The following is a 492-nucleotide window of genomic DNA, read 5'->3' as shown; positions in this document are numbered from 1 at the left end:
TCACGCCTCGATCGCGCGCTGGAACAGGGCGATATGCGGCCCATCCGCCGCCCCCGCACCCAGCGCCGTGTTGTAATTGGATTTCCAGTACCGGCACTGCGCCGCCGCATCATCGGCCGCAGGCAGCGGCCCCGGCGCGCGGTAATATTTCAGCCGCGCCATGGCGCAGGCATAGGGCAGGTTGCCCGGAAGCTGGGACACCCGCGCGGGCCATTGGGAGGCAAGGTCCAGCACCGCCCCGCGCAGGGAGGACAGACGCGCATCCGACAGGAACGTGGCCCAGATATCGTCATGGGTGAAGGGTTCCATCTGCCACAGGCCACGCGCGGGGCCGGTGCCCCCTGATACGACCTGCGCCACATAGGTCAGGCCGCTTTCCGCCAGCGCCGTCCCGGTCAGCAGGCTGACCGCCGCATCCCCGCCCAGCCCGATATGCGCCAGGGCGGGGGCGACGATTTCATGCCGGAACTGCGCGATACACAGGCCGGTCAT

Annotated in this window: 1 protein-coding gene; it reads right to left on the bottom strand. The window is 69.1% G+C overall.

The annotated features are described in order from the left end of the window. Nucleotides 1-492: hypothetical protein (locus B7G66_RS16985; RefSeq protein WP_003621785.1), on the bottom strand; the 492-nt coding region annotated here is incomplete at its 5' end.

This window comes from Novacetimonas hansenii JCM 7643 (assembly GCF_000964405.1).
In the GTDB taxonomy this organism is placed as follows: Bacteria; Pseudomonadota; Alphaproteobacteria; order Acetobacterales; family Acetobacteraceae; genus Novacetimonas; species Novacetimonas hansenii.
Note: the sequence above shows the minus strand (reverse complement) of the source record. Positions and strands in the feature narration are given on the sequence as shown.